This window comes from Devosia indica (genome assembly GCF_003056405.1).
GTDB classification, from domain to species: domain Bacteria; phylum Pseudomonadota; class Alphaproteobacteria; order Rhizobiales; family Devosiaceae; genus Devosia; species Devosia indica.
Genome location: NZ_PYVZ01000007.1, coordinates 44,576 through 66,902 on the forward strand (window position 1 = coordinate 44,576; position 22,327 = coordinate 66,902).

Annotated in this window: 22 protein-coding genes and 1 tRNA gene; 10 read left to right on the plus strand and 13 right to left on the minus strand. The window is 63.5% G+C overall.

What is annotated here, in order from left to right:
• The 5 genes from rsmA to DDE76_RS08610 all read right to left on the minus strand — a co-directional run bounded on the left by rsmA (position 1) and on the right by DDE76_RS08610 (position 5,070).
• Positions 1–852 carry a 16S rRNA (adenine(1518)-N(6)/adenine(1519)-N(6))-dimethyltransferase RsmA gene (gene rsmA, locus DDE76_RS08590; RefSeq protein WP_104894671.1) on the minus strand — a complete coding sequence of 284 codons (852 nt, stop codon included), beginning with the start codon at positions 850–852 and terminating at the stop codon, positions 1–3.
• Positions 849–1,850 (minus strand): 4-hydroxythreonine-4-phosphate dehydrogenase PdxA, encoded by a 1,002-nt coding sequence (gene pdxA, locus DDE76_RS08595; RefSeq protein WP_104894670.1) that lies wholly within the window; start codon positions 1,848–1,850, stop codon positions 849–851. The genes rsmA and pdxA overlap by 4 nt, the downstream gene beginning before the upstream one ends.
• A 91-nt stretch (positions 1,851–1,941) precedes the next feature.
• Positions 1,942–2,832 carry a peptidylprolyl isomerase gene (locus DDE76_RS08600; RefSeq protein ID WP_104894669.1) on the minus strand — a complete coding sequence of 297 codons (891 nt, stop codon included), beginning with the start codon at positions 2,830–2,832 and terminating at the stop codon, positions 1,942–1,944.
• A gap of 100 nt (positions 2,833–2,932) precedes the next feature.
• The gene (locus DDE76_RS08605) at positions 2,933–4,006 is read right to left on the minus strand and encodes an LptF/LptG family permease (RefSeq protein WP_157955723.1); all 1,074 of its coding nucleotides are present in this window, start codon (positions 4,004–4,006) and stop codon (positions 2,933–2,935) included.
• The gene (locus tag DDE76_RS08610; protein WP_104894667.1) at positions 4,003–5,070 is read right to left on the minus strand and encodes an LptF/LptG family permease; all 1,068 of its coding nucleotides are present in this window, start codon (positions 5,068–5,070) and stop codon (positions 4,003–4,005) included. The genes DDE76_RS08605 and DDE76_RS08610 overlap by 4 nt, the downstream gene beginning before the upstream one ends.
• Positions 5,071–5,242: 172 nt before the next feature.
• Here DDE76_RS08610 and DDE76_RS08615 point away from each other — a divergent pair, with 172 nt between their 5' ends.
• The gene (locus tag DDE76_RS08615; RefSeq protein ID WP_104894666.1) at positions 5,243–5,698 is read left to right on the plus strand and encodes a DNA polymerase III subunit chi; all 456 of its coding nucleotides are present in this window, start codon (positions 5,243–5,245) and stop codon (positions 5,696–5,698) included.
• Positions 5,695–6,312: a YitT family protein gene (locus DDE76_RS08620; RefSeq protein ID WP_104894665.1), complete on the plus strand. Its 618-nt coding sequence runs from the start codon at positions 5,695–5,697 to the stop codon at positions 6,310–6,312. The genes DDE76_RS08615 and DDE76_RS08620 overlap by 4 nt, the downstream gene beginning before the upstream one ends.
• Before the next feature lie 5 nt (positions 6,313–6,317).
• Here the strand turns inward: DDE76_RS08620 and DDE76_RS08625 are convergent, their stop codons facing one another.
• From DDE76_RS08625 to DDE76_RS08635, 3 genes are all read right to left on the minus strand, one after another.
• Positions 6,318–7,124 (minus strand): DUF4344 domain-containing metallopeptidase, encoded by an 807-nt coding sequence (locus DDE76_RS08625; RefSeq protein ID WP_104894664.1) that lies wholly within the window; start codon positions 7,122–7,124, stop codon positions 6,318–6,320.
• A gap of 96 nt (positions 7,125–7,220) precedes the next feature.
• Positions 7,221–7,643: a cupin domain-containing protein gene (locus DDE76_RS08630; protein ID WP_104894663.1), complete on the minus strand. Its 423-nt coding sequence runs from the start codon at positions 7,641–7,643 to the stop codon at positions 7,221–7,223.
• The gene (locus DDE76_RS08635; RefSeq protein ID WP_104894662.1) at positions 7,640–9,514 is read right to left on the minus strand and encodes an ABC-F family ATP-binding cassette domain-containing protein; all 1,875 of its coding nucleotides are present in this window, start codon (positions 9,512–9,514) and stop codon (positions 7,640–7,642) included. Before DDE76_RS08635 ends, DDE76_RS08630 begins: the two co-directional genes overlap by 4 nt.
• 96 nt (positions 9,515–9,610) lie before the next feature.
• Between DDE76_RS08635 and DDE76_RS08640 the strand changes: the two genes are divergently transcribed.
• The 3 genes from DDE76_RS08640 (at position 9,611) to DDE76_RS08650 (ending at position 12,773) form a co-directional block, all read left to right on the plus strand.
• Entirely contained in the window at positions 9,611–10,018 is a 408-nt protein-coding gene (locus tag DDE76_RS08640) for a hypothetical protein (protein WP_108463683.1), read from the plus strand.
• 89 nt (positions 10,019–10,107) lie between these two features.
• Positions 10,108–10,530, plus strand: coding sequence for a nucleoside-diphosphate kinase (ndk, locus tag DDE76_RS08645; protein ID WP_104894660.1), 423 nt, complete (start codon positions 10,108–10,110; stop codon positions 10,528–10,530).
• Positions 10,531–10,817: 287 nt separating this feature from the next.
• Positions 10,818–12,773: a DEAD/DEAH box helicase gene (locus tag DDE76_RS08650; protein WP_104894659.1), complete on the plus strand. Its 1,956-nt coding sequence runs from the start codon at positions 10,818–10,820 to the stop codon at positions 12,771–12,773.
• Positions 12,774–12,832: 59 nt separating this feature from the next.
• Here DDE76_RS08650 and DDE76_RS08655 read toward each other — a convergent pair whose 3' ends face one another.
• Entirely contained in the window at positions 12,833–13,441 is a 609-nt protein-coding gene (locus DDE76_RS08655; RefSeq protein WP_157955724.1) for a MarR family winged helix-turn-helix transcriptional regulator, read from the minus strand.
• Between the two features lie 137 nt (positions 13,442–13,578).
• On the opposite strand from DDE76_RS08655, the gene DDE76_RS08660 reads away from it, so the two are divergent.
• From DDE76_RS08660 to DDE76_RS08670, 3 genes are all read left to right on the plus strand, one after another.
• Complete coding sequence (locus DDE76_RS08660; protein WP_104894657.1) at positions 13,579–15,162, plus strand: MDR family MFS transporter; 1,584 nt, start codon at positions 13,579–13,581, stop codon at positions 15,160–15,162.
• A 381-nt stretch (positions 15,163–15,543) separates the two neighbouring features.
• The gene (locus tag DDE76_RS08665) at positions 15,544–16,086 is read left to right on the plus strand and encodes a hypothetical protein (RefSeq protein WP_108463684.1); all 543 of its coding nucleotides are present in this window, start codon (positions 15,544–15,546) and stop codon (positions 16,084–16,086) included.
• A gap of 98 nt (positions 16,087–16,184) precedes the next feature.
• Positions 16,185–18,278, plus strand: coding sequence for a molybdopterin-containing oxidoreductase family protein (locus DDE76_RS08670; RefSeq protein WP_104894655.1), 2,094 nt, complete (start codon positions 16,185–16,187; stop codon positions 18,276–18,278).
• Between the two features lie 6 nt (positions 18,279–18,284).
• On the opposite strand, the gene DDE76_RS08675 is transcribed toward DDE76_RS08670, so the two are convergent.
• Positions 18,285–19,052, minus strand: a complete 768-nt coding sequence (locus DDE76_RS08675; RefSeq protein ID WP_104895065.1) for a sulfite exporter TauE/SafE family protein — start codon at positions 19,050–19,052, stop codon at positions 18,285–18,287.
• A 285-nt stretch (positions 19,053–19,337) separates the two neighbouring features.
• Here DDE76_RS08675 and DDE76_RS08680 point away from each other — a divergent pair, with 285 nt between their 5' ends.
• Positions 19,338–19,778: a glyoxalase superfamily protein gene (locus DDE76_RS08680; protein WP_104894654.1), complete on the plus strand. Its 441-nt coding sequence runs from the start codon at positions 19,338–19,340 to the stop codon at positions 19,776–19,778.
• Positions 19,779–19,862: 84 nt separating this feature from the next.
• On the opposite strand, the gene DDE76_RS08685 is transcribed toward DDE76_RS08680, so the two are convergent.
• Entirely contained in the window at positions 19,863–20,426 is a 564-nt protein-coding gene (locus DDE76_RS08685) for a DUF2147 domain-containing protein (protein WP_104894653.1), read from the minus strand.
• A 210-nt stretch (positions 20,427–20,636) separates the two neighbouring features.
• On the opposite strand from DDE76_RS08685, the gene DDE76_RS08690 reads away from it, so the two are divergent.
• Positions 20,637–20,726 (plus strand) — tRNA-Ser (locus tag DDE76_RS08690).
• Between the two features lie 132 nt (positions 20,727–20,858).
• Here DDE76_RS08690 and ehuA read toward each other — a convergent pair.
• Positions 20,859–21,638, minus strand: coding sequence for an ectoine/hydroxyectoine ABC transporter ATP-binding protein EhuA (ehuA, locus tag DDE76_RS08695; protein ID WP_104894652.1), 780 nt, complete (start codon positions 21,636–21,638; stop codon positions 20,859–20,861).
• The gene (gene ehuD, locus DDE76_RS08700; RefSeq protein ID WP_104894651.1) at positions 21,635–22,327 is read right to left on the minus strand and encodes an ectoine/hydroxyectoine ABC transporter permease subunit EhuD; all 693 of its coding nucleotides are present in this window, start codon (positions 22,325–22,327) and stop codon (positions 21,635–21,637) included. The genes ehuA and ehuD overlap by 4 nt, the downstream gene beginning before the upstream one ends.

A 22,327-nucleotide genomic window follows, 5' to 3' on the forward strand; every position in this document is an offset into this window, starting at 1 on the left:
TTAGCCTTCGGCCCGCAACCCCGGCAAAGCCCGCGCCATGGCGAGGAAGGCTTCGATGGGCAGGGTTTCGGCCCGCTCTTCGCCCTTGAGGTCTGCAGCGGCCAGCAGGGCCTCGACCGGCACGCCGAGCGATTTCAGCGACTGCCGCACCATCTTGCGGCGCTGGCCGAAGGCGGCCCTGGTCACCTGTTCGACCAGCCTGACCGGCAGCCCCTCTTCAACCGGCTTGGGCACGATGTGCACCACGGCCGAGGTGACGCTGGGCGGCGGCACGAAGGCCTGTTTGCCGACATTAAAGGCGATGCGGGCGTCAGTCCGCCAGCCGGCGAGGACGCCGAGGCGACCATAGTGATTGTCACCGGGCCCGGCCACGATCCGCTCAGCCACTTCACGCTGGAACATCAGCGTCAGGCTCTCGAAAAAGGGTGGCCAGGGCTCCATGGTCAGCCAGCCGGTGAGAAGCTGGGTGCCGATATTATAGGGCAGATTGGCGACGATCCGCGTCGGACCGTCAGCCAGCAGGCGATAGTCCATCTCCATGGCATCACCGCCAATCACGGTCAGCCGGCCCGGATAGGCGTCGGACACTTCAGCCAGGGCTGGCAGGGCGCGTGCGTCGCGCTCAATGGCGATGACCTCGCGCGCGCCTTCGGCGAGCAGGGCACGGGTCAGCCCACCGGGGCCGGGACCGACTTCAATCACCCGCACGCCCTCGAGTGATCCGCCGACACGGGCAATGCGCGCGGTCAGGTTGAGATCGAGCAGGAAGTTCTGCCCCAACTCCTTCTTGGCGCGCAGGCCGTGGGCGTTGATGACCTCGCGCAGCGGAGGGAGATTGTCGATCTGGCTCATGTCTTGGGGGCCGTCATGGTATGCGCCATGGCCAGGGCCGCGGCAAAGCTGGAAACGGAGGCCTTGCCGGTGCCGGCCAGGTCGAAGGCGGTGCCATGGTCGGGCGAGGTGCGCACAATGGGCAGGCCGAGCGTGACATTGACGCCGGCATCGAAGGCCACGGTCTTGATCGGGATCAGCGCCTGATCGTGATACATGGCCAGCACCGCATCATAGTGCCGCCAATGGGGCGGATGAAACAGGGTATCGGCGGGCAGGGGGCCGACAGCCTCTATGCCGTCGGCCACCGCGTCGGCAATGGCCGGCGCGATGCTCTCCACGTCTTCGCTGCCAATCGAGCCGCCCTCACCGGCATGGGGGTTGAGCCCGGCCACCGCGATGCGGGGATTTTCGATATGAAACCGCTGCCGCAGGTCATGGGCCATCACCCGCAGCGTATCGAGGATCAGCTTGCGGCTGATCAGCCCAGGCACATCCTTGATCGGCACGTGAATGGTCAAAGGGACGGCGCGCAGATCTTCGTGCGCCAGCATCATCACCGGCAGCCGAGGCTTGCCGCCCATGGCGCAGAGATCGGCCAGAAATTCGGTATGGCCAGGATATTTGAACCCGGCATGGTAGAGCGCGCCCTTGTGAATGGGGGCCGTTACAACCCCCCGGCAATGCCCCGTCATGGCCGCCTGCACGGCCTCGGAAATGGCATTGATGACGACGGACGCGGCATGTTCATCGGCCACACCGGGCAGGTCGGCCACCATGCCCTCGATATGCGCCACCGGCAGTGCCCGCGCGAATGTGTCGGCAGCGGCGTCCGCTCCCACGGCCTCGATGCCGATATCAAGGCCCAGGCGCAGGGCGCGGGCCTTGAGAAAATTGGCGTGTCCATAAACAACAAAGGGGGGAAGGTTGAGGGCCTGGCGGCGCGCATAAAGCGCCAGGATCAGGTCTGGGCCGATACCAGCCGGTTCCCCCATTGTGACGGCCAAAGGCGCAGTCATGCTGTCCCCCAAAGGCGAGGCGGCCGCAAGACATTGCGGCCGCGAAATGGCCCCCGGAATGGGCCGCTATTCTGCGCAGGCCGCGATGCGCCTACTGATAGAAGATCTTGGCCTGGCTGCGCAGGCGTTCGAGATAGGCCTCGGCTTCCTTGGCCAGGGCATCGCCGCCGACATCCTCACGCAACCCGCCTTTGACGAAGGTCAGGTCTTCGGCCTGCACCTTTTCGCAGATGGCCAGCATGGACAAGCCCGCCTCGACCGCGCGCGGCTTGCTGATGCCACCGACATTGAGGCCGGCCAGTTCCCGGGCAATGGCATCGGGCATCTGCGTGGCGTGGCGGCGGCCGATATCGACGACGGCGACATCGGTATAGGCAAGCGAGAGTTCCACGGCCGTGTCGCAGCCGGCAAAACTTGAGCGGAAACTATTGGCCTGGCCGGACCGGCCACCGCCACCCACAAAGATGACTTCCTTGAGGATATAGTCGAAGTTCTGGAAATCGGCGATCTGCTCGGCGGCGCGCTGGTCCAGTTCAAGCTCGGAAATCTGCACCTGCGGGGTGATGGCGGATTCGGTCACGGCATTCCAGGCAATGGCGGCGCGCAGGCGATCCTGCAGGGTCTGGGCGCTGACGCCGCCCTGTTCCAGCATCTGGGTCAACCGGTCGCGGCTGACATTGAGATTGCGGGCAATCTGGAGGAAGGCGTCGTCGACCTGCGCATTGGACACATTGATGCCCAGCCGCTTGGCCTCCTGGATCTGAATGGCCTCGGTGATCAATTGCTGGGTCGCGCCGCTGCGGCCGGTATTGTTGCCTTCCATGCGGAACAGACGCAGGCGCTGATCCACCTGAATATCGCTGATTGGCTCGCCATTGACCGTCACCACGGTCGCCGCCATGGCAGGGGCAATGCCTCCCAGGGTCAGGGCAAGTCCGATGAACATCGCGCCGAGAGCGCGCCGAAATTCAGCAAAGGTCATGGTCAGGTCCGCTTGTCTTGTGACGCCTTCAATGCGGCGTCAGAGCCAGTCTTGTCAATTGGGCGATGATTGAGGCCAAAATCGGAACGGCCCGAACCGGTCAGGTCCAACCATCCTCCTTGCGTAGCAACACTGTCACACCGATGACGATGGCGACAAGGGCCGGGCCGACGGCGGCAAAGAGCGGGTCCAGCACGCCGGTCGCGCCGGCCCGGTCTGCCATTTCGGTGATGATGAAGACGACAAAGCCGAGCACGATGCCATAGAGCACGGCCGGCCCGATCTGCGCGTGGCGGCTATAGCCGGCGGTAAAGGCAAAGCCGATCAGCAGGGATCCGGTCAGCACCAGCGGCAGGGCCAGCAGCTTGATCAGCCGCATCGAGGTCGAGGCATAAATCGAGGGATCGCTGACCCCGCGCTGCAGCAATTGGGCCAGCTCGAAAAAAGTCATGTCTTCGGTCGAGGCCAGCTTGAGGCTGATTTCGGCCGCAGTGGAGCGGGTCGGCACGCGCAGATCGCGCATGATCCGCACCGGGCCATCCGGCGTGCGCACGCTGGCTTCTGGAAAGGTCCAGAATCCGCCTTCCAGAATGGCTTCCTCCGCCTCAATGCGGGGTGTTTCACTGGGGCCCAGGTGAAACAGCGTCACATCGGCCAGCCTTGAGCCGCCTTGCGACATGCCGCGCCCCATCAAAACATAGTGTACCCCATCGCCGCGCTGCTCCAGCCAGACCTCGCCCGGCGGGGTCAATTGCGTCACCTGTCCAGGCGGGGTAGGGGCCAGTTCGCGGTTGATCGTGGTGCTGATGGTCTCTGCCCCAAGGGCGATCACCAGGCTGGCGAAAAACAGCACGGCCACCGGCGCGCGCAGCACGCGCCAGATCGAGAGGCCACTGGCCTTGATCACAGTCAGCTCGTGCCGCATCTTGAGGTCGACCAGCCCCAATATGGTGCCCATCAAAACCGTTACGGGCAGAGTCTTGATGGTCCAGCGCACCGCGCTCATCGCCACCATGACAATGGCCATGTGCACGCCGCGCTCGTCGGCCACATGGCTGAACCGCCAAGTGTCGAGCGATTCGACCAGCGCGATCAGCCCGTAAAAGATGAATACCGTGGCAGCGATGCGACTCGTCAGCCGGGCGACAATGACCCTGTCGATATGGTTGATCATGCCGGTTTCGCCTCCATCGGGCGCCGCGGCCACAGCCGGAAGAGGAGGATGGTGCCGCCGGCCAGGATCAGCAGGATCGCGCCCGTACCGCTGCCCAGCGGGCTATAGGCGCTGATGCCGCGCTCGCCAAACGCCACCAGCATCACAAAGGCTTCGAGTGGCAGCCTGATGCGCATGCGATTGCCACTGGGGAAGCCGGCCAGCGCCACGACCAGCAGGACCAGCCCCAGGACGCGCAGCCCTTCGGCGGAACGGTCGAGCAGGCGCTTGACGATTTCGGGAGACCAGCCGGTTTCGAACGCCTGGGCGATCAGGCTGAAACTGTCGGTCTCCGAGAGCACATCGACATAGGCGACCTGCTGGGCCAGGCTTTCAACGCTCACGTCATAGCGGGAAAAGCGGATCTCGGAATAGCGGCCATCGGCCTCGGTGTGCTGCAAAGTGCCATCGCGCAATTCGAGCACATAATCCTCGCCAACGCTGACCACGCGGGCCGAGGCCGCGATATAGGTGCGCCGCGTTTCCGGATCGCGCCGGTCATCGGCAAAGAACTCGGTAATTTCTCCGCCATCGGCGCGCCCCCCGATCAGCAACACCACGCCCGGCGTGACCTGGGTGAACCGGTTCGGCTTGAGGGTCGAGCTGACAAGGTCGGCGGCCACTTCGGCCGACAGCCGGTTGAGCTGCTTGTTGGCAAGCGGCTCCACCACATGGGCGAGCAGCAGCACCATCGCCACCGCGACGCCGCAGGTCACGATACTGGCCCGCCAGAGCCCGCTCAACCCGTTGCTGGTGTGGATGATATGCAGCTCGTGGCTGGTCTGCAGGGCACTGAGCGCCCGCACCACGCCGATCCCCACGCAGATATAGAAGAAGGACAGCGCCAGCGGCGGCATGGTGTAGAGCGCCTGCAGCGCCAGCGTGCCAAATCCCTGGCCCTTGACCGAGACGACGTCGAACGAGCGCAGGCAATTGACCAGCCAGAGCAGGAAGCACATGATTCCGAACAGGATCAGCGCATCGCTGGCAAACAGGCGCGTCAGATAGCTGGTCAGTCGTCTCATATGGGTCCGAAGCTGGTGCCCGCGCAGATTAGCGTGGGATGAATCGCGCCGCACCTTGCGGCAGTTCGGTGTTCGGCACAATCTCCCATACCGTCACAAATGAGCCCTCGCGCATGCCTGCATGGCGCGTGGCGAACTGGTGCCGCCAGCCTGCGGCAGATAATGTGGAGCCATGGCCGAAGTCCTGTTTTATCATCTCGAAACCCGCCCGCTCGAGGCCGTCATGCCGCTGCTGCTTGAAAAAACCATCGAGCGGGGTTGGCGCGCCATCGTCGAGGTCGGCTCGCGCGAACGGGCCGAAGCGCTGGACGCCCATCTCTGGACCTATCGCGATGACAGCTTCCTGGCGCATGGCCTGGCCGGTGAGGAACTGGACGCCCAGCAACCCATTCTGATCACCACCGAAACCGGCAATCCCAATGGTGCCACCGTCCGCTTTTTCGCCGATGGTGCTGTGCCGCAATCGGGTGAGGGCTATCAGCGGCTGGTTTACCTGTTCTCGGGTCACGACCCGGAGGCCGTGCAGACGGCGCGCGACGCCTGGAAAGCGCTGCGGGGCGGCTCTGATACCCTGACCTATTGGCAGCAGGACGCCACGGGCCGCTGGGAAAAGAAGGCCGCGGCATGACGCCAGACCTTTCGACCCCCAGCCGGCACAAGCTGCACGAAGACATCTTTGCCATGCTGATCGGCACCATGCTGGTGTCGCTGGGCATTGCCTTTTATGCGCAGGTGCAGTTGACCACTGGCAGCAGCGCCGGTCTTGCGCTGCTGTTGCAATATATCACCGGCATTCCCTTCGGCTGGCTGTTCTTCGCCATCAACCTGCCGTTCTACGCGCTGGCCTGGTGGCGCATGGGCCTGCCCTTTACCCTCAAGACCGTCGCCAGCGTGGCCATGGTGTCCTTTTTCACCAGCCAGATTCCGGGCTGGATCGGCATTGAACGCATTGACCCGCTATTTGCCGCGCTGGTTGGCGGCGTACTAATGGGCCTGGGCATCCTCTCCCTGTTCCGCCACAAGGCGAGCGTGGGCGGAATCAATATCCTGGCACTGTTCCTGCAAGAAAACTTCGGTATCCGCGCTGGCTATTTTCAGCTTGGCGTCGACGCGGTGATACTGATCATCGCCTTTTTCGTGCTGCCCTTTGACCGTGTCCTCTATTCCATCCTGGGCGCTCTGGTGCTGAACCTGATCATTGCCCTCAACCACCGGCCGGGGCGTTATGTCGGGTTCAGTTAGCTGGCTCAGTTTCGCCGGCGCGGGTCCTGCGCGTTAAGATGAAGCTGCATGAAGTCCTGGATCAGTTCATAGCAGAAGATGATTTCCGTTGTCGCGGGGTCATAGAAGGCGTTGGATTCGCCACAGCGCCGTGCTGTGAAACGGACCTGTCCATCCAGGCGGTAGCCGCGCCGCAATTCTTCGGCGACATCATCGAAGATCCCGCTACCACGGAAAGCGCGCTCGGCCAGGCGCAGTCGTGTGCCGCCATCGTGATAAGTCACATTGACCCGCGTGCCTGAGTCGCTTTCGGAAATCAGTGCGTCAAGGCTGCGATTGACCAGCTCATAGTCGAACAGGCAGGTGTGTTGCCGTTCGGAAGGGATGTCATAGGCATTGGCAATGCTGCGAAAGGCCGTGCGGTCGGCGCCCACCATCAGGCAGATGATTTGCATGGCCCGGTGCCGGTCGGGGCTATAGCCCGAGGCATAATCGTCTCCGGCGAAATAATTGTCATAGCTTTCCCCGGTCAGCACCCAGCCATCCGCTGCATCCTCCAGCGCCTGGTTTGCCTCGGGCGTGTTTTTCCTGAGCAGGATCCAGGTGGCGATATTGTCGGCCGCGTCTTCTTCCTTGCCCAATACAGGCAGGTCCAGCTTGTCAATCAGCAGATGCGCAACCTCATGATAGAGCGTGAACAGGCTGTTATTGACCGCAAAGCGCAGCGTTTCCGCGCGCTCCTGCTTGGTGAGGCCGGACAAGTCCTGGGCCAGGGCTGGCAGAGCCGGCAATGCCATGGTCAAGGCGACGAGCAGAACGAGCAGACGCTTCATGGCAGACCTCACAACACACTATGGGATGAGTGAAGATGACCGGAGCGGGCGCGTCAACGCTTTCACGTGAGTTTGGTGAAGCCCGTCGCCGCAGGATCAGTCCTGCTCAGGCGCCCAGCCGGGCGGGGCCAGCTCGAAACCCTCAAAACGGAAACCCGGGGCCACTGTACAGCTCACCAGCGTCCAGTTCCCCAGGCTTCGCGCCGACTGCCAGGCATGCGCCGGCACGATTCCCTGCGGGCGCTGTCCATGCGTGATGTCGGGACCCAGTTCCACGAGCTGCCGCTCGTCTGGCCTCGCAATCTCCAGCACCAATGGTGCGCCGGCATGCCAATGCCAGGTTTCCACGGCATCAACACGGTGCCAGTGCGAGACCTCGCCGGCCTTGAGCAGGAAATAGATTGCCGTGGAGCGCGCGCGTCCATCCGGCCCCGCCGCGTCCTCGAAGGTCTGGACATACCAGCCGCCCTCAGGGTGAGGCTCGAGATCCAGGCTCGCGATGATCTCTTCGGCAGTCATGCGCGTTCGGCTTCTTCCAGTTCGGCGCTGAATTCGAGCCAGCTCTCCTCAAGTGCCTCAAGGTCGCTGCTGAACCGGGCCTTGTCCTTGCCCAGGGCAATCAGTCTGTCCGGCGGGCCATCATAGACCTTTGGGTCGGCAAGCTGGGCCTCGATCTTGTCGATCTCGGTCCTTAGGCGCTTCATCCTGTTTTCGGCGTCGGTGATCTTTTTCTTGAGCGGGGCCAGCTCCGCCCGCCGCGCCGCCGCCTCCTGGCGGGACTGCTTGCGATCATTCACGCCCGGCCCGCCATTGCCCGATTTGCCGTCCTTGTTCGAGGTGATGCTGCGCTGGTAGCTGTCCAGATCCTCGTCCAGCTCACGGATCGTACCGTTCTCGGCAATCCAGAGCGTGTCGCAGGTGGCTTCGATCAGATGACGGTCGTGCGAAATGATCAGCACGGCGCCCTGGTAGTCGTTCAGGGCATAGACCAGCGCATCGCGGCTATCGATGTCGAGATGGTTGGTCGGTTCGTCAAGGATCATCATCGAGGGGCCGGAAAAGGTGATGAGGCCCATCAGGAGGCGCGCCCGCTCGCCACCGGAGAGGTTCTTGGCCTTGGTGTCCATGCGCGACGTGGTCAGACCCATCTGCGCCAGCCGGCTCCGGCGTTTTGCCTCATTGTCGAGCGGCATAAGCGCGGTGACATGTTCCAGCGGCGTCTGCTCAGGCTTGAGCTTGTCCATCTGGTGCTGGGCGAAATGAGCGATATCGAGCTTCTTGTTGATCTTGAGCTGGCCGTCCATCACTGGAATGTCGCCGGCAAGGAGCTTGGCAAAGGTCGACTTGCCATTGCCATTGACGCCGATCAGCGCGATGCGCGCATCCGGATCGATGCGCTGGGTGACGTTGCGCAGGATCACCGTGTCGCCATAGCCGGTCGACACCTTGTCCAGCGTGATCATCGGGGTGGGCAGATCCACCTTGGGCTGCTGGAACTGGAACGGGGCGGCGTGCTCGTCGAACATGGCCTCGGGCGGCTTGAGCTTTTCGATCATCTTGACGCGCGCCTGCGCCTGCTTGGCCTTGGTGGCCTTGGCCTTGAAGCGGTCGACGAACTTTTGCAGATGCGCAATCTGGTCCAGGGTCTTTTCCCGGCTCTTGTTGTTGAGCTCCATCTGCATGCGACGGGTCTCTTCAAAGGTGTCGTAATTGCCTTTGTAGAAGGTCAGCTTGCGGTGCTCGAGATGCACGATTGAACTGACCGCCTTGTTCAGCAGGTCACGGTCGTGGCTGATCAGAAAGACCGTGTAGGGATAGCTGGCCAGGTATTTTTCCAGCCACAGCGTGCCCTCGAGGTCGAGATAGTTGGTCGGCTCGTCGAGCAGCAGCAGGTCGGGCTGGCTGAACAGCACCGCCGCCAGCGCCACGCGCATGCGCCAGCCGCCGGAAAGCTGCCGGGTTGGCGCATTCTGCCGGTCCTGCTCGAACCCCAGGCCCTTGAGAATGGAGGAGGCGCGCGCCTCGGCGCTATGCGCGTCGATATCGGCCAGGCGCATATGGATTTCGCCGATCCGATGCGGGTCCGTCGCCGTCTCGGCCTCGGCCAGCAGAGCCGTGCGCTCCTTGTCGGCGGCCAGCACGACCTCGAGTACGGTTTCTTCGCCCGCCGGGGCCTCCTGCGCAACCGCGCCGATGCGGGCCTTCCGGTTGACTTCGATCGAGCCGCTGTCGGCGCCGATATGCCCCTGGATCAGGTGAAACAGCGTGGTCTTGCCGGTACCGTTCTTGCCGACAAAGCCCGCCTTGGCGCCATCGGGCAACACGAGCGCGGCATCCTCGAACAGGGGGCGGCCCTGAATGCGATAGGTGAGGTTATTGATCGTCAGCATGCCATAATCTCGCCGACCCGATAGGCAAGGTCGGCGGTCCATAAAGTCGTTTGCAGTTGTTGCTGTGCCAATACAGCGCGCCCGAGGAGATGTCTAATGCGCAGGACCATGGCTTCCATACCGCTGGCGCAGGCCGCGGCCCTTTGTTGCGGTGCGGCGCTGGCCCAGGAAGCGGCCAGCTTCACCCAGCTTTCAGCCTGCCGGATCGATGCCGAACGCATTCTGTTGCGCGCGACCTTTGATGGCAGCCCATGCTGGGCGGTGGAGCCCGCGCAACTGGCGGAACCGCGCGGCACCATTGTCGCGGTGCATCTGCCCACTATGAGCACCGCCGAAATCTGCACCATGAACATCGTGCCCGTCAGCACCGAACAGGTGATCGAGGCGCCCGAGCCGATTGTGGACCTCGATGTGACGGCCGCAACGCCCCGGAACGACGTGGTGGCGCAAGGTGTGATCGAGGTGAGCGAAGGGCAGGGTGACTGCCTTGGGGCCAGGGGCTGAGCAGGCGGCAAGTTGCCGTCTTGCGCCTTACACACGCACCCGCTAAAAGGCGCCACCTTTCCAAACGCATCAAGCAGGAACATACCGCCATGGCGCTCGAACGCACCTTCTCCATCATCAAGCCCGATGCCGTCCGTCGCAACCTGATCGGCAAGATCGTCGCCAAGTTCGAAGAGAACGGCCTGCGCCCCGTCGCCATGAAGAAGATCCACATGACCCGCGAACAGGCCGAAGGCTTTTACGCGGTCCACAAGGAACGCCCCTTCTTTGGCGAACTGGTCGAGCAGATGATTGCCTCGCCTGTCGTCGTGCAGGTCCTGGAAGGCGAAAACGCCATCCTCAAGAACCGCGAGATCATGGGCGCCACCAACCCGGAAAACGCCGCTGAAGGCACCATCCGCAAGGAATTCGCCCTCTCCGTCGGCGAAAACTCCGTGCACGGTTCGGACGCTCCGGAAACCGCTGCCCAGGAAATCAAGTTCTTCTTCTCCGACGACGAAATCGTCGGGTAAGACCCGACGGCTGGCCAAGGCCAGCCGGCAAGTCGCTCCGGTGGAGCGATTTGAGGGACGAACGCCCTGAGCCCCGCGAAGGGCCGGGCCGATGTCTCCGCCACCGCAAATTCCAGGCCGCCCGCCGGGCGGCCTTTTTGCTTGTTTGTGCTATAAGGCACTGAACTCGTCCCGGGTCACTCCGCCACAAGGGCGGAACCCCATTGATAGACACCAGCAATCGGTCGGAGCATCCCGCAGCGTCGGGGCACGGCACGCATGGTGCAATCCGCTCCGAAAGAACTGCATTGTCCCTACCCGATACCATTATTGCCCCCATCGCCCAGGCCCTCGTGGCCAAGGGCTATGACAGCCTCACCCCGGTGCAGGCTGCCGTCATCGAAGAAGGCGCGGATGGGCGCGACCTTCTGGTCTCGGCCCAGACCGGCTCGGGCAAGACCGTCGCCTTCGGCATGGCGATCGCGCCGACCCTGTTGGGCGACGACCTCATTCTGCCCGCCCCCGGCGCACCGCTGGCACTGGTGATTGCGCCGACCCGCGAACTGGCCATGCAGGTGCGCCGCGAGCTTGACTGGCTCTATGCCAATATGCACGCCCAGACCGCCGCCGGCGTTGGTGGCATGGACCAGCGCACCGAGCGCCGGGCGCTTGAACGCGGCGCCCATATCGTCGTTGGCACGCCCGGGCGCCTGCGCGACCACATCACCCGCGGCGTGCTCGACACCTCGGCGCTGCGCGCCGTGGTGCTCGACGAAGCCGATGAAATGCTCGACCTCGGCTTCCGCGAAGACCTCGAATTCATCCTCGCCGCCGCGCCCGAAGATCGGCGCACCCTGCTGTTCTCCGCGACAGTGCCCAAACCCATCGCTGAGCTGGCCAAGACCTTCCAGCGCAATGCCCTGCGCATCACCGCCGCCAGCTCGGGATCGCAGCACGCCGATATCGAGTATAAGCTGATGTCGGTTCCCGCCGCCGAGCGCGAAAACGCCGTCATCAACACGCTGCTCTGGTACGAAAGCACCAATACCATTGTCTTCGCCTCGACCCGCGAAGCGGTGAAGCATCTTTCGGCCCGGCTGCACAATCGCGGCTTTGACGTGGTGACGCTCTCGGGCGAACTGAGCCAGGCCGAGCGCACCAGTGCGCTGCAATCCATGCGCGATGGCCGGGCCCGCATCTGTGTGGCCACCGACGTTGCCGCCCGTGGCATCGATCTGCCAAATCTCGACCTGGTCATTCACGCCGACCTGCCGATGAACGCCGAAACCCTGCTGCACCGCTCGGGCCGAACCGGCCGGGCAGGGCGCAAGGGCACCTGCGTGGTCATCGCCCCGGCCCATCGCAAGCGCGTCGCGCTGTCGATCCTGCGCACTGCCAAGATCGATGCCGAAAACATCGCCCCGCCCAGCGCCGCCGATATCGATGCGCGCTACCGCGAACATATCCTTTCGGCGGAAACGCTGAGCGCGCCGGCCACCGAGGACGAGGCGCCGCTGGTCAGCCAATTGCTCGAGCGCCACAGCCCCGAGGCGATTGCCGCCGCCTATGTGCGCCTGCAACTGGCGGCGCGGCCGGTCCCCGAGGACGTGACCGCCACCGCGCCCGATGATTCCGGTTCGCGCGAGCCGCGCAGCCGCGAGGCCTTTGCCGGCGGAAGCTGGTTCAAGGTCAATCTGGGCCGCAAGCAGCGCGCCGAGCCGCGCTGGCTGCTACCGATGATCTGCAAGGCCGGCGGTGTCACCAAATCGGCCATCGGCTCGATCCGCATTTTCGACACCGAGAGCATTTTCGAGATCGCCGCCGACAAGGTGGATAGCTTCCTGCGCAATGTGGGCAGCAATGGCACTGGCGAAAAGGGCGTGCATATCAATGCTGTCGATGGTCCGGGCGAGCGCTCCGAGCGTCCGCAGGGCAAGCGCCGCCCGCCCGGCCCGCCGGAAAAATACGATCCGATGAAGGCCCGGCCGGAGCGCGCCGACCGCAAGCAGCGCTATGGCTCCTCCAAGCTGCGGGCCGACGACTTCGAGCAGCCCGCCGAGCGTCCAGCCACGCGCTCGGCGACCCGGCCTGCAGAGCAGCCCGCAGAACACGTTACAATCCGCCCGGCCAAGTCGGCAAAACCCGCCCCCAAGGACAAGGGCAAGCCGAAGTGGTCAAAGCCGGCCGCCGAAGGTGAAGCCCGTCCGCCCAAGAAGAAGGCCGCCAAGGCCAAGGACCACAAGAAGAACCGCAGCGAAATCTAGCTGGTGACCGGCTGGGGCTTCAACCGCCCCGGCCGCCCGTGCCGGCATCGCTACACGGGCTAGGCAGTCTCGCCGGCCGCGCTGGCCCGCGCAATGTCCTTGGCCAGGGTCTCGATTTCCGCCGCATGTTTCTCGGTTGATGGCTCGATACTGTCCATCCATGTGCCAAAACGCTTGAGCAGCGGCACGAAGGCGGCCAGTTCGGCGGAATCCCATTCGGTCAGGAAATCACCCATGATGAGAAACTTGTAGGCGCGCACGGCTTCGACAATGGCGTGCCCGCGCCCGGTCAATTCGATAAGGGTGCGCCGCGCATCGGCCTGGCTGACGGTGCGACGGGCATAGCCCTGTTCGACCATTTCGCTGACCAGCCGGCTGGCACGCGAGGGATCGATATTCAGCCGCTCGGCGACCGTTGAAACCATCACCTCACCGGCGCCTTCTGTCTCGGCGAAGGCGCCATCGATGGCCGCGAGCACATCTAGTTGCGCCAGTTCGAGATCGATCTTGAGGTCGACCAGCGCCCGGTGGCCCAGTTCACGTTTCATGGCGCGGCGGCGCCATTTCTGCATCAGCCCGTCAATTTCCATCGCCGCCTCGGCGGTGACCGGATCGATCCCGGCATGGTGCAGCAGGGCACTCAGTTCACTCTTGTCATTCAAAGGCATGGCAGCCCCGCGGATATGCATGCATCATACAAATGCATGCTCTTGACATGTAATTGTTGTGGGCACATGTATGCCGGCAGAATTCATTTCGCAAGGGCTGGCCTGTGTCCCCGCCCGAGCCCGCAAGGAATGCCCCAATGTCCGACCCTGTTCAACCGGCCGAAACGCCGGATAGTCCCCCCGTTGCACTGATTATCGGCGCCGTGGCTGTTACATTGTTGCTCGCCTCGCTCGGTCAGACCATTGTTTCGGCCGCGCTTCCCGTTATCGTTGGCCAGCTTGGCGGCCTTGAACACCTCACCTGGGTGGTCATCGCCTATCTGCTGAGCTCCACCGTGGTGGCGCCCATCTATGGCAAGCTGGGCGATCTGTTCGGGCGCAAGATCGTGTTGCAGGTCGCCATTGTCATCTTTCTCGCCGGGGCCGTTCTGTCGGCCATGGCGACAAACATGAATTTTCTGATTATCGCGCGGGCCGTGCAGGGGCTGGGCGGCGGCGGTCTTATAGTCGTGGCGATGACCGTGGTGGCCGATATCATTCCGCCCCGTCAGCGCGGCAAGGTGCAGGGACTGTTCGGTGCCGTCTTCGGCGTGTCCACGGTAATCGGCCCCTTGCTTGGCGGCTTTATCGTCGAGCACTTTTCCTGGCAGTGGATATTCCTCATCAACCTGCCGCTGGGCATTCTGGCGCTGGCCGTTATCGCCATTGCGCTCAAGCCGCGCGGCGTACGGGTGAAGCATTCCATCGACTATTGGGGTTTTGTGCTGCTCTCGGGCGGACTCACGGCCTTCGTGCTGGCGACCTCGCTCGGTGGCAATACCTGGGGTTGGTTCTCGCCCCAGATCATTGGCCTGCTTGTCTTTGCCATCGGCACGCTGGCTGGCTTTGTCTGGACCGAGGCCCGCGCCGCCGAGCCGGTTCTGCCCTTGAGCCTTTTCAAGATCAACACCTTTGCTCTGACCAGCGTGATCAGTTTTTTCGTCGGCATGGCCATGTTCGGTTCGATCACCTTCCTGCCCATGTATCTGCAACTGGCCAAGGGCGTGTCGCCAATGGATTCGGCGTTGCAGCTCGTGCCCATGATGGTGGGCATGATCGGCACCTCGATGCTGTCAGGCTTCTTCATGACCCGCACCGGCCGCTACAAGCGCCTGCCGCAACTTTCGACCCTGGTGCTGACCATTGGCTGCCTGTTGCTTGCCACCATGCAGCTCGATACCCCGGCCTGGGCGATCGCCATCTATATGTTCCTGGTCGGCGCCGGCATTGGGCCGGTCAACAGCGTCAGCATCACCGCAACGCAGAATGCCGTGCCGCGCGCAGTGGTGGGTGCGGCTACCGCGGGCAATACGCTGTTCCGCCAGATTGGCGGGTCGATCGGCGTGTCGATCTTCGGCGCTATTTTCGCCAGCGGGCTGGCCAGCCATTTGAGCGCGGTCCTGCCCGAGGGCGCCGATGTGGGCACCGGCAGTTTCAGCACCCAAGCCGTCGCCAGCCTGCCAGAACCGGTGCAGGCCCTGGTTCTGGAGGCCTTTGCCTCGGCGCTGCACCCGGTGTTCTTTACGGCAGCCGGCGTGTCGATCCTGGCCTTCGGGCTGAGCTTCTTCCTCGAGGAACTCCCCTTGGCCACCACCTTGCGTAAAGAGCCTGAGGCGGAAATCGACGCTGAGGAGCAGGCCAGCGCCGCCCTGGTCGGCGCCCCGGCCAGCGTTCGCGGCTGAGACATTTCTGCCACGTTTCGGCATCGCCATGCCCGGACCGCTCCGATCTTAAATCGAGGCGGTTTCGCTTTGGATTTCCGAAGTTCGGTAATTACTCCAACGCTTTAGACCCGTGGCGTGAATCAGACTGGCAGGGCGCTGACTCACTTTCTGAAGCCCTTGATTCAATCCCTGAGCCAGTCATGGCCGTCCCGCCCCACATATGGCGAAATTGTGAATGGCCAAATCACGTCGATTGCGTACCCTTCGAGACAAGGAAATCTGCCGAATTTGCGTCACCGGCCCCGCACCATGGAGACTTCAAGCGTGCCTTTGCGTTGGCAGGAAGTGGCTTTGCCGCTCGTTACGATAACCCTTCTCCTTATCCTCAAGCACATCCCCATGACTGATCATCTGCCGCTGTCCCGTGCGGCCGGCGTGGTGGCGTTTGGCTACGCTGCCTTCCTTGCTCTGCGGCTGTTGCAGCCCGAGGAGGCCGTTGTGGTAGAAGGCGGTTGGGCCGAGTTGCGCCCCTCCATGGTCGAATATTTCGCCTGCTATGGCGCAGCGGCCCTTGCGGCCATCCTGCTCTTTGCCGTCATCATCATGGGCCATGTCGCCGACCCCACCCAGCTGATCGCCACCTATCTGGCGGTTGTGCTCCTGGCGGCTGGCTCGCTGGGCATCGGTGTTGCGGGCCTGTTCACCCAGACCCGCTGGGATCATCGCCATGTGACCCATCGCAACGCCATGGGCCGCGAGACGAAACTGGATTGGGCCGATGTGCGTGCGGTGCGGCCAAACTGGCGTGGCATCACCATCACCGGCACCGCCGGGCAGATCACGTTTTCCCAGTTCCACGCCGGTGCAGCCCAATTGGCCAGGCACGCCAGCACCCGCGCCCGCCGCAATTGCGAAACCGCGGCAAAGGCATTCGCCGCCTGACAATATCGTGCGGCAGGGGTGAGCCCATCACCGCTCCTGATCCCTGCCATCACCACAATGCCATTGTCGCGGGGCGGGGGTGGGACTAACCTTGCCCCATGAACGCCCCCATTGCCCAGCGCACCATCCGCTCCGTCTGCCCGCATGACTGTCCTTCTGTCTGCGCGCTTGATGTCGATATTCTTGCTGACGGCACAATTGGCCGCGTACGCGGCGCCAAGGATGATCCCTATACCGCCGGGGTGATCTGCGAGAAGGTCGCGCGCTATGCCGAGCGCATCCATCACCCCGAACGCCTGACCCATCCGCTACGCCGTGTCGGCCCCAAGGGGGCCGGGCAGTGGCAACCCATCTCCTGGGACGAGGCGCTCGATGAGATCGCGCAGCGCTTCCTTGCGATTGAAGCCGAGCATGGTCCGGAGGCCATCTGGCCCTATTTCTATGCCGGCACCATGGGCCATGTGCAGCGCGACGGCATCGAGCGCCTGCGCGCCCTGCGCGGCTATTCGCATCAATATGACACCATCTGCACCGGTCTCGCCTGGCCCGGCTATATCGCCGGCACGGGCCTGTTGGGCGGGGTCAATCCCGAGCAGATGGCAGAGGCCGATTGCGTTGTCATCTGGGGCACCAATGCCGTGCATACCCAGGTCAATGTGATGACCCATGCCATGAAGGCCCGCAAGACGCGCGGCGCCAAGGTGGTGGTCATCGACATCTATCGCAACGCCACCATGGACCAGGCCGATATGGGGCTGGTCCTCAGGCCCGGCACCGATGGCGCGCTGGCCGTTGCCACCATGCATGTGCTGTTGCGCGATGGACTTGCCGATCGCGCCTATATGGCCCGGTTCACCGATTTCTCGCCCGAGTTCGAAGCCCATCTCGCAACCCGTACGCCGGAATGGGCGGCCGAAATCACCGGCCTGTCCGTCGCTGAGATCGAAGGCTTCGCCCATCTCGTCGGCAAGACGCCGCGCAGCTTCTTCCGGCTCGGCTTCGGCTTTTCGCGCCAGCGCAATGGCTCGACCGCCATGCATGCCGCGCTCTGCATTCCAGCGATGACCGGCGCCTGGCAGCATCGCGGTGGTGGCGCCTTCCACTCCAATTCCGGCACCTGGGCGCTCGACAAGTCACGCTTGACCGGCAAGCACCTGCAAAAGGGTACGCCACGCCGGCTCGACATGTCCGAAATCGGCCCGATCCTCACCGGCGACGCCAGGGCGTTGCAGGGCGGCGGGCCGGTTCATGCCATGATCGTGCAGAACACCAACCCGGCCACCGTCGCACCGGACCAGAAGCGGGTGCAGGAGGGGTTCAGGCGCGAGGATCTGTTCCTCGTCGTCCACGAGCAATTCATGACCGAAACGGCCGAACTGGCCGATATCGTGCTGCCGGCCACCATGTTCCTCGAGCACAATGACTATTACACCCGAGGCGGCCATACCCGCGTGCTCTATGGCCCGGCGGTGGTCAACGCCCCGGGTGAGGCCCGCTCCAACCACGAGGTCATCAACGCCATCGCGCAGCGCCTGGGCAGCGACGATCCCATCTTCCGGGCCAGCGACCGCGAAGTCGTGGCCGATACTTTTGCGCGCTCCAACTACCCGGCGTTCGAAGAGGTGGAAAAGACCGGCTACATCGATCGCGGCCGGCCTGATGACGACGCCCGCTTCGCCAATGGCTTTGCCTGGCCTGATGGCCGCTTCAGATTTGCGCCGAATTGGCAGGCTGTTTCGGATATCAAGGGTTATCGCTGGGTTTGCGACCCCGCCATCATGCCGCGCTTTGCCGACCACTGGGCCATCACTGAAGCAACCGACGCTGAGCACCCGTTCAAGCTGGCCACCAGCCCGGCGCGCGCCTTCCTCAACTCATCGTTCAACCAGACCCCGGGCAGCCTCAAGCGTGAGGGCGAGCCGAGCGTCTTCATCCACCCCGATGACGCGGCCCGGATCGGCATTGCAGACGGCGCACCCGTCGTGGTCGGCAATCATCGCGGCGCAGTGCAATTGACCGCTCGCCTGTTCGATGGGCTGCGTACCGGTGTGCTGATCGCCGAGGGCCTGCATCGCAACAAGGCCCATCGCGGCGGGCGGGGCATCAACATGCTCACCAGCGCCGAGCCGGCCCCGCCCTTCGGCGGCGCGCCGTTCCACGATGCGGCAGTGTGGATCAGACTGGCGGACTAGGCTCTGTCAGGCGAAATACGCTGTCCAGAAAAAATACCCGGTCATCCCGATGCCATAGACGATCACGCCCACGCGGATCCACAGCGTCGGGATGTACTGCGCCAGCCGCGCCGCCGCATAGCCGCCAATGGTCACGCCAACCAGCGCAATGGAGCCGTGATACCAGTCGATACTGCCGTTAAGGGCAAAGCGGACCACCGCCACTAGCGCCACGATGGACGAGATATAGAGCTTGAGCCCGTTCATGGCGTGGATGTCGGTCATCCCGGCCATGGCAAGAAACGCCAGCAGCAATATGCCCAGGCCCGCATTGAAGAACCCGCCATAGACACAGACGGCCGCCAGCAAGGAGAGGATCAATACCGCCCCAAGCGCTTTCATGCCGCGCCGCTCACCACCACGGGCCCTCAGCGTCGTATTGATCCGGTTGCCGAACACGAACAGCGTCACGGCAAACGCCATCAGCCAGGGCACGACCAGCGAAAACTGTTCATCTGACACCACCAGGAGCAGCTCCGCGCCCACATAGCCGAACAGCGCCGAGATGACGCCATAGAGCACCAGCCGGTCCTTGTAGCCGGCCACGGACGTCCAATAGCCCATGGCGCCGCTGACATAACCGGGCAGGGCTGCGTAGGTATTGGAAGCATTGGCCAAAACGGGCGGCACGCCGGAAAACAACAGCGCGGGAAAGACGATGAATGAGCCGCCACCGGCGAGCGAATTCAGCGCCCCGCCCAGCAGGCCCGCGACAAACAGCATCAGCTCGGTCATCATTCCCCCAATCGTGCGACGGACCTTCCTAGCGCCCAATCCTGGCCGCGCCCAACGCAATTGTCTGATCGCATCATCACCGCAGGTGATCTGCCCGCACTTGACTTGGTACCGTCCAGGGCGCATTTACGCCGGCGGTTGCCGGCGCCTGCCGCTCGCGGATCGCAAGATCCATGGTGAAGTCCAGCTCTAAACAATGATCCCTTCGGTTGTTTCTCCCAAGGCGCATCATGGCAATGCGGGCCCCCATGTGAATTGTCGCCTCCCATCCGGAGAGCCCGAAACATGTCGTTTTCCCTCGATACCCCGTCCGCCCAAACCCTGAAATCCGAAGCCAAGGCGCTGCGCGAAGCCCGCGCCCAGTCCGGCCAGCCGATGACCCATGGCGCCGCCCTGGAAGAGACAGCGCGCGCCCATGGCTTTCGCGACTGGAATACGGCCCGCGCCGCCTTGCCCGAGCGTGTCGCGGTGCCCTTCCAGGTCGGCATGCGCGTCAAAGGCTTCTATCTCGAACAGCCCTTCAAGGGCCTGCTGATCGGGGTGCAGCTTGCCCGCAACATGCAGGCCTTCACGGTCACCATCCAGTTCGATGAACCGGTCAATGTCACGCCGGACTTCATGTTTGCCGCCTATCGGCAGCGTGTGGTTTCGACCGTGGATCTGCGCGGCATCTCGCCGGCCCTGCGCGGCAATGGCCAGCCACAGATGAGGTTGATGCGCGCTTAGCAGGCGGTCCGCATTGACGGATGAACGGCTCCAGCGGAGCCATTCATGACAGCAAGGCCATCGGAGCTATGCGCGAATGGCGGACTATTGCGCCGGGGCGGCGGCTTTTGCCGCCTCGGCTTCTGTTGCGGCGCGTGCTTCCAACTCTTCGGCCGGCACCCGCGTCCAGTCCTCGCCGCGACAAACCACGTTGAACAGCACGCAGCCATTGAGCCGCACAATGTCCGGCCCGGTCATCTCGAGATAGCCCGTATAGGTCTTGCCGTCCTCGGGATTGTAGATTTCCCCGTCATAGATATAGGGCTGCTTGCCCTGCCACAGCGTGAGGATCTGCAGCCCCAGCATGGGCCGGTCCCGCAAGGCCGGATCTTCGTTGCGATAGTCGAAGAAGTCCTCGGGCGCCATCGCCGCGGCGGCTTCGGCCTCTGCCCCGCTCAACAGGCCCTCGGGGACCACAATGCGCGACAGGTGCCCGCAAAATCCTTCCGGGCAGGCCATGATGGTGATTTCGGATGCGAGCGCTGTGCGCCAGACACCTTCGATTGGCGCCTGCGCTTGCGCCAGCGCGCTCGTGGCCCCGGCAAACAGGCTCGACACCACCACGACAAGAAGCGCCAGGAAACGCCCGGACCTGTTCCATCTCGCCATCTGCTCTCCGCCTCTTGTCCTTGTCCGGTGGTCCAATCGATCCGGAACCTGCTGCCGTCACGACCCCGATTTAAGCCATGAAAGCGCGCACATACCAACCAAATTGCGGCGCAGGAGTTCCCCATCCGTCCACAGGCAGCAAGTCCTTGTGGCGCCCGGCACAAAAACCACTTGCCATCCAGGGGTGGGGCCGCTAGACCCGACCCCGCTGGAGAGGTGGCCGAGTGGTCGAAGGCACACCCCTGCTAAGGGTGCAGATGGGCAACTGTCTCGAGGGTTCGAATCCCTTCCTCTCCGCCATTTTCCCTCCCGAATATCCCCTAACCCTCCGCCTGTCTGCTGTCGCGCGCGCCGCACCACGTCGCCGGACATCAAAAAAGGCCGCTCGGGGCGGAGCGGCCTTTCGAATCGCGGGGGTGTGCGTCGCACGCCCTAATTATCCAGCACGGCCTGCAGGAACTCGCGGGTGCGCTCTTCATTGGGGTCGGTGAACAGGTCTTCGGGCGCACCTTCCTCGCGGATGCGGCCCTGGTCGAAGAAGCAGACGCGGTCCGAGACTTCGCGGGCAAAGCGCATTTCGTGGGTCACCAGCAGCATGGTGAGGTCGTGTTCCTCGGCCAGCTTGCCGATCACGTTGAGCACTTCGCCCACCAGTTCCGGGTCCAGCGCGGAAGTCGGCTCGTCGAACAGCAGGATATTGGGGCGCATGGCCAGCGCCCGGGCGATGCCGACGCGCTGCTGCTGGCCGCCGGAGAGCTGGTGCGGGTATTTCTGCGCCTGATCGGCAAGACCAACCAGCTCAAGCAGCTCTTCGCCACGCTGCTTTGCCTCCTGCTTGGTCAGGCCCAGCACCTGGACCGGCGCTTCGGTGATATTGCGCAGCACCGTCATATGCGGGAACAGGTTGAACTGCTGGAAAACCATGCCGAGCTGCGTCCGCATCTTGCGCAGATGCGTCTCGCTGGCCGGGACGAGGGACCCGTCGGGGGCCTTTTCGTGCCAGAGTGGCTCGCCGCCCACGGTCACCACGCCGCCATTGATGTCTTCAAGCGTCATCAGAATGCGCAGCACGGTGGATTTGCCCGATCCGGACGGCCCGATGATCGAGACCTTTTCGCCCTTCTTGACCTCGAAATCGAGCTCGTTGAGCACGGTGAGATCGCCGAAGCGCTTAACGACCTTGTCGAATTTGATGATCGGTTCGTCACTCATTTCAAGGGAATCCCCTGCTTGGGCAGCCAGTTGTCGAGCAGGCGAACGCCGGCCGAGGCCACCAGTGTCATGATAAGGTAGAGCGCGCCGACCATCGAGAGCGGAACCAGATAGTTGAACGTCCTGTCACCGATGATGCGGGCGACGTTGAGCATTTCGAGGACCGTCACCACCGAAAGCAGCGGCACGTCCTTCATGATCGACACCAGGTAGTTGCCCATGGCCGGGACAATGCGCGGAATGGCTTGGGGCAGGATAATGTGGGTAAAGGTGCGGCCGCCCGAAAGGTTGAGTGCGCGCGCTGCCTCATGCTGGCCCTTGGCCACGGCCTCGATGCCGGCGCGATAGACCTCCGAGGTATAGGCCGAATATTGCAGGCCCAGCGCCAGTGCACCGGTCATGAAGGCGGGCAGCGTTATGCCGAATTCGGGCAGCACGTAGTAGAGAAAGAACAACTGGATCAGCAGCGGCGTGTCACGCAGAAACTCGGTGACCACGGCAGCGGGCCAGGAGATGATCTTGAGCGGGGCGGCTTTGAGCGCAGCCCAGACCAGCCCCACGGCAAGCGCGATGAAGAAGCCCAGCACGGTGGCCTGAATGGTCACCCACATGCCGATCAGGAGGATGGGCAATATCGAAACGGCGAACGCCCAGCCCGAGGAGGTGTCCCATGCAATTCCAAAAAGCAT

What these genes read in the sequence shown, in the direction of transcription:
- DDE76_RS08635 (WP_104894662.1), bottom strand. Translation starts at nt 9,514, where the DNA reads ATGCTGACGATCAATAACCTCACCTATCGCATTCAGGGCCGCCCCCTG.
- DDE76_RS08605 (WP_157955723.1), bottom strand. Translation starts at nt 4,006, where the DNA reads ATGATCAACCATATCGACAGGGTCATTGTCGCCCGGCTGACGAGTCGC.
- ndk (WP_104894660.1), top strand. Translation starts at nt 10,108, where the DNA reads ATGGCGCTCGAACGCACCTTCTCCATCATCAAGCCCGATGCCGTCCGT.
- DDE76_RS08685 (WP_104894653.1), bottom strand. Translation starts at nt 20,426, where the DNA reads ATGGCGAGATGGAACAGGTCCGGGCGTTTCCTGGCGCTTCTTGTCGTG.
- DDE76_RS08600 (WP_104894669.1), bottom strand. Translation starts at nt 2,832, where the DNA reads ATGACCTTTGCTGAATTTCGGCGCGCTCTCGGCGCGATGTTCATCGGA.
- DDE76_RS08660 (WP_104894657.1), top strand. Translation starts at nt 13,579, where the DNA reads ATGTCCGACCCTGTTCAACCGGCCGAAACGCCGGATAGTCCCCCCGTT.
- DDE76_RS08665 (WP_108463684.1), top strand. Translation starts at nt 15,544, where the DNA reads ATGACTGATCATCTGCCGCTGTCCCGTGCGGCCGGCGTGGTGGCGTTT.
- DDE76_RS08610 (WP_104894667.1), bottom strand. Translation starts at nt 5,070, where the DNA reads ATGAGACGACTGACCAGCTATCTGACGCGCCTGTTTGCCAGCGATGCG.
- DDE76_RS08615 (WP_104894666.1), top strand. Translation starts at nt 5,243, where the DNA reads ATGGCCGAAGTCCTGTTTTATCATCTCGAAACCCGCCCGCTCGAGGCC.
- DDE76_RS08655 (WP_157955724.1), bottom strand. Translation starts at nt 13,441, where the DNA reads ATGCCTTTGAATGACAAGAGTGAACTGAGTGCCCTGCTGCACCATGCC.
- ehuD (WP_104894651.1), bottom strand. Translation starts at nt 22,327, where the DNA reads ATGCTTTTTGGAATTGCATGGGACACCTCCTCGGGCTGGGCGTTCGCC.
- pdxA (WP_104894670.1), bottom strand. Translation starts at nt 1,850, where the DNA reads ATGACTGCGCCTTTGGCCGTCACAATGGGGGAACCGGCTGGTATCGGC.
- DDE76_RS08630 (WP_104894663.1), bottom strand. Translation starts at nt 7,643, where the DNA reads ATGACTGCCGAAGAGATCATCGCGAGCCTGGATCTCGAGCCTCACCCT.
- DDE76_RS08625 (WP_104894664.1), bottom strand. Translation starts at nt 7,124, where the DNA reads ATGAAGCGTCTGCTCGTTCTGCTCGTCGCCTTGACCATGGCATTGCCG.
- ehuA (WP_104894652.1), bottom strand. Translation starts at nt 21,638, where the DNA reads ATGAGTGACGAACCGATCATCAAATTCGACAAGGTCGTTAAGCGCTTC.
- DDE76_RS08670 (WP_104894655.1), top strand. Translation starts at nt 16,185, where the DNA reads ATGAACGCCCCCATTGCCCAGCGCACCATCCGCTCCGTCTGCCCGCAT.
- DDE76_RS08675 (WP_104895065.1), bottom strand. Translation starts at nt 19,052, where the DNA reads ATGACCGAGCTGATGCTGTTTGTCGCGGGCCTGCTGGGCGGGGCGCTG.
- DDE76_RS08620 (WP_104894665.1), top strand. Translation starts at nt 5,695, where the DNA reads ATGACGCCAGACCTTTCGACCCCCAGCCGGCACAAGCTGCACGAAGAC.
- DDE76_RS08640 (WP_108463683.1), top strand. Translation starts at nt 9,611, where the DNA reads ATGCGCAGGACCATGGCTTCCATACCGCTGGCGCAGGCCGCGGCCCTT.
- DDE76_RS08680 (WP_104894654.1), top strand. Translation starts at nt 19,338, where the DNA reads ATGTCGTTTTCCCTCGATACCCCGTCCGCCCAAACCCTGAAATCCGAA.
- rsmA (WP_104894671.1), bottom strand. Translation starts at nt 852, where the DNA reads ATGAGCCAGATCGACAATCTCCCTCCGCTGCGCGAGGTCATCAACGCC.